Raw genomic sequence first — 3,422 nt, 5'->3', positions numbered from 1 at the left:
GTGCATTGCTGGCGGCCGGATTCAGCGCTGCCGCCAGCGATTCCGCGCCGGGCAACGCGATCGGCGTCGGCGGCAGGCCGGCACGGGTGTAGCTGTTGTATGGGGTATCGGTCTCCAGGTCGCGTTTGCGGATGTTGCCCTTGAACTTGTCCCCCATGCCGTAAATCACCGTCGGATCGGTCTGCAGCAGCATGCCTAGGCGGAGCCGGTTGACGAAGACTGCGGCGATCATGTTGCGCTCGGACTTCTGCCCGGTTTCCTTTTCGATGATGGAGGCCATGATCAGCGCTTCATACGGATTTTTGTAGGGCAACGACGGATCGCGCTTTTCCCATACCTGGTTCAGGCGTTTCAGCAACAATGCGTGGGCCTGCCTGTAGACCTGGATATCGCTCGATCCTTTTGCAAACCGGTACGTATCAGGGAAAAACAGTCCTTCCGGCAAACGGTAATCCGGCGCGACCTTTTGCATCAGTTCGGCGTCGGAAAGTCCGGCGGTGTCATGCTTCAGCGCGGGATGGGCGTCAATAACCTGGCGCATCTGCCGGAATGTCCAACCCTCTATGATAGCGAGCGATTCCTGTGCGAATTCACCCCTGACAAGCTGATCGATCAGACCCAGCGGGGAAGTGCCCGGCTTTAATTCGTAGTGGCCCGCCTTTAACCGTCCACCTTTTCCGCTCAGGCGGGCCAGGACGGCGAACCAGGCAGGATTCACCGGCGCTCCCGCAGCAGCAATCTGCTCGGCGGTGCTGGCTACGCTGCTCCCCGAGCGGATGGTAAATTCGAGCGGCTGCCGGCCCGCATCAAGAATAGGCCGGTTTGCCCAAAAAACTGTCACGCCCGCTGCAAGCAGGGCGAAAACAATGACAACGAGGATAAATTTTTTAATCAAAACGATGCCTGGAACGGGAAACTGCGTGAATCGAACGATTTTTTGCGGGCTCACTATAATCGAGCCGTGATGATAAAACCATTTTTAGTTTGAGACCGCCGACATGAATACATGGTTGCAATTCTTGATCCAGCACAGTGCCGTCCTGGACGCCGGCAACGACGTCATCGGCTTCGCCGGCGACAGCCCGGCGCCGTCTGCCTTCGTTGCCCCCCTCACCGATCTTGGCCTGATCGCTGCGTCCGGTGAAGAGGCGGCTGTTTTCCTCCATAACCAGCTGACCAATGACGTGGAGCATCTCGGCCCGTCCGAGGCGCGGCTGGCCGGATATTGTTCTCCGAAGGGTCGGCTGCTGGCGAGCATGCTGACATGGAAGGCCGGCGACAGCATCATGCTGCAACTGCCGCGTGCAATCCAACCCGCCGTGCAGAAGCGCCTGCAAATGTTCGTGCTGCGCGCCAAGGTCAAGCTCAATGATGTCTCCGACACGCATGTGTCGCTTGGTCTCGCCGGGCACGATGTCGCCGGTTTGCTGACGCAGTGGTTTCCCGTGCCGCCAGCGGCGCCCTTCGGCAAGGCCGAGTCGGACGCCGGCATCCTGATCCGCATGGCGGATGCGCTCTCGGTTCCGCGCTATCTCTGGGTCGCCGACCCGATGACCGCCCAGGCCGCCTGGCCGACATTGACCGCAAAATTACCGCCGGCCGGCGCTGCCCTCTGGCGGCTGTCGGAAATCCATGCGGGCATCCCGCGCATCACGCAGCCGACCCAGGAGCAGTTCGTGCCGCAGATGGTCAATTTCGAGCTGGTCGGCGGAGTGAACTTCAAGAAGGGGTGCTATCCCGGACAGGAAATCGTCGCCCGCAGCCAGTACCTCGGCAAGCTCAAGCGGCGGATGATGCTCGCGTCGGTCGAGACGATCGATGCGCGCGCCGGCATGGAGGTGTTTTCCGCAGCCGATCCGGATCAACCCTGCGGCATGATTGTGAATGCCGAAAAAAACGACGCCGGCGGGATGGATTGCCTGGTCGAGGTGAAGATTGCCGCCACAGAGCAATCCGGCGTGCATCTGGGTTCGGCGAATGGTCCTGTGCTGCGTTTCGGCAGCCTGCCCTATTCCCTGCCCGACGCGGCCTGAACAAGCCGGATCGCGCATGAAGGACTTGTATATCTATTACCGCGTGCGTTCCGAACACGCCCGCTCACTGCAATTGACGGTCCGCACGCTGCAGCAATCGCTTTCGCGGGAATATGGTATCGTCACCGCACTCAAGCGACGTCCCGAAGAACAGCAAGGGCAGCACACCTGGATGGAGGTGTATCTTGCCATACCGGACGGCTTTGACCTGCGGCTGGAGCAGGCTGTCGCGCAGACCGACCTCGTCAAACTGATCGAAGGCAAACGCAATATGGAATATTTTCTGGACTGCTCCACATGTGCTTGATCGTCTTTGCCTGGCACGTCGTCCCCGGCGTTCCGCTGATCGCCGCCGGCAACCGCGACGAATTCTACAATCGCCCCGCTGTTCCCGCCGACTGGTGGACCGACCGCCCGCATATCTACGCAGGCCGTGATTTGCAGGGCGGCGGAACCTGGATGGGCATCAATCGCAGCGGCCGTTTTGCCGCCGTCACCAACATCCGCGCTCCCGACCAGAAACGCAGTGACGCGCCCACCCGCGGCGCCCTGGTCGCCGACTACCTCGGGAGCGATACCAGCCCGGACGACTACGTGCGCGAAATCGCCGGGCGGGCGCATTTGTACAATGGTTTCAACCTGCTGGTCGGCGATGCCGGCAAGCTGATCTGGTACTCCAATACCGCGGATGACGAACGCAATGGCCGCCCTCTTCCACCGGGCATTTATGGGCTGTCCAACGGCGCACTCGATACGCCATGGCCGAAGGTGGTGAGCACCAAGGCCCAGTTTGCCAGCCTGCTTTGCCAGGGTGCGCCGGAAGATGCTTACTTCGAAATGCTCACCGATACGACGATTGCTTCGGATTGCAGGCTGCCGCAGACCGGCATCAGCCTGGAGTGGGAGCGGGCTTTGTCGGCAGTGTGCATTGAGTTGCCAGAGTACGGGACGCGGAGTTCGACGCTGGTTCGGTTGTATGGGGAAGACGGAGCGGAATTGCGGGAGCGGGCAATTCGGTAGGTGTGCTTGAGTTCTTTTGGTGTGTTGTGTGAAAACGCTCAGCGCATTTGCCTGGCATTTCTTGTAAAACAGTATTGTTTTGCAAGCCAGTGCGCACCCTGCAAGAGGAAATCCAGAGCTACGGAGTGTCTTCGGTAGCGGATTATCTCTGTCATTCCCGCGAAGGCGGGAATCCAGAGCGACGGAGTATCTCCGGTATTACAACGCCTGTAGTTCTTCGAAGACACTAGCCGGGACTGGCCCCGGCGGGCCACCTTCTTTTTTGTCTCACCAAAAAAGAAGGCAAAAAAGGGCTGGAGCACTGCTCCAGCGAGGCGAGTCGCTGCCCCTTCGGGGGTGGAGCAGGGAATTCGGACAGCATGCTGTCCG

The 3,422-nt window shown here is 60.1% G+C and carries 4 protein-coding genes; 3 read left to right on the top strand and 1 reads right to left on the bottom strand.

Annotation, left to right across the window (positions count from 1 at the left end):
- Positions 1–892, bottom strand: an 892-nt coding sequence (gene mltG / locus V7080_RS24865; protein ID WP_334191058.1) for an endolytic transglycosylase MltG, incomplete at its 3' end; no start/stop codon positions are given.
- Positions 893–998: 106 nt separating this feature from the next.
- On the opposite strand from mltG, the gene ygfZ reads away from it, so the two are divergent.
- Genes ygfZ through V7080_RS24850 form a run of 3 tightly spaced genes read left to right on the top strand, consistent with a single transcriptional unit; the run spans position 999 to position 3,053 of the window.
- Entirely contained in the window at positions 999–2,033 is a 1,035-nt protein-coding gene (ygfZ, locus tag V7080_RS24860; protein ID WP_334191057.1) for a CAF17-like 4Fe-4S cluster assembly/insertion protein YgfZ, read from the top strand.
- 16 nt (positions 2,034–2,049) lie between these two features.
- Entirely contained in the window at positions 2,050–2,340 is a 291-nt protein-coding gene (locus V7080_RS24855) for a DUF4936 family protein (protein ID WP_334191056.1), read from the top strand.
- Positions 2,331–3,053, top strand: coding sequence for an NRDE family protein (locus V7080_RS24850; RefSeq protein ID WP_334191055.1), 723 nt, complete (start codon positions 2,331–2,333; stop codon positions 3,051–3,053). The genes V7080_RS24855 and V7080_RS24850 overlap by 10 nt, the downstream gene beginning before the upstream one ends.
- Positions 3,054–3,422 lie beyond the last annotated feature (369 nt).

The organism is Noviherbaspirillum sp. (assembly GCF_036846085.1).
In the GTDB taxonomy this organism is placed as follows: Bacteria; Pseudomonadota; Gammaproteobacteria; order Burkholderiales; family Burkholderiaceae_D; genus Noviherbaspirillum.
Note: the sequence above shows the minus strand (reverse complement) of the source record. Positions and strands in the feature narration are given on the sequence as shown.

Coding starts and splice junctions, on each gene's coding strand:
- V7080_RS24855 (WP_334191056.1), top strand. CDS start 2,050: ATGAAGGACTTGTATATCTATTACCGCGTGCGTTCCGAACACGCCCGC.
- ygfZ (WP_334191057.1), top strand. CDS start 999: ATGAATACATGGTTGCAATTCTTGATCCAGCACAGTGCCGTCCTGGAC.
- V7080_RS24850 (WP_334191055.1), top strand. CDS start 2,331: ATGTGCTTGATCGTCTTTGCCTGGCACGTCGTCCCCGGCGTTCCGCTG.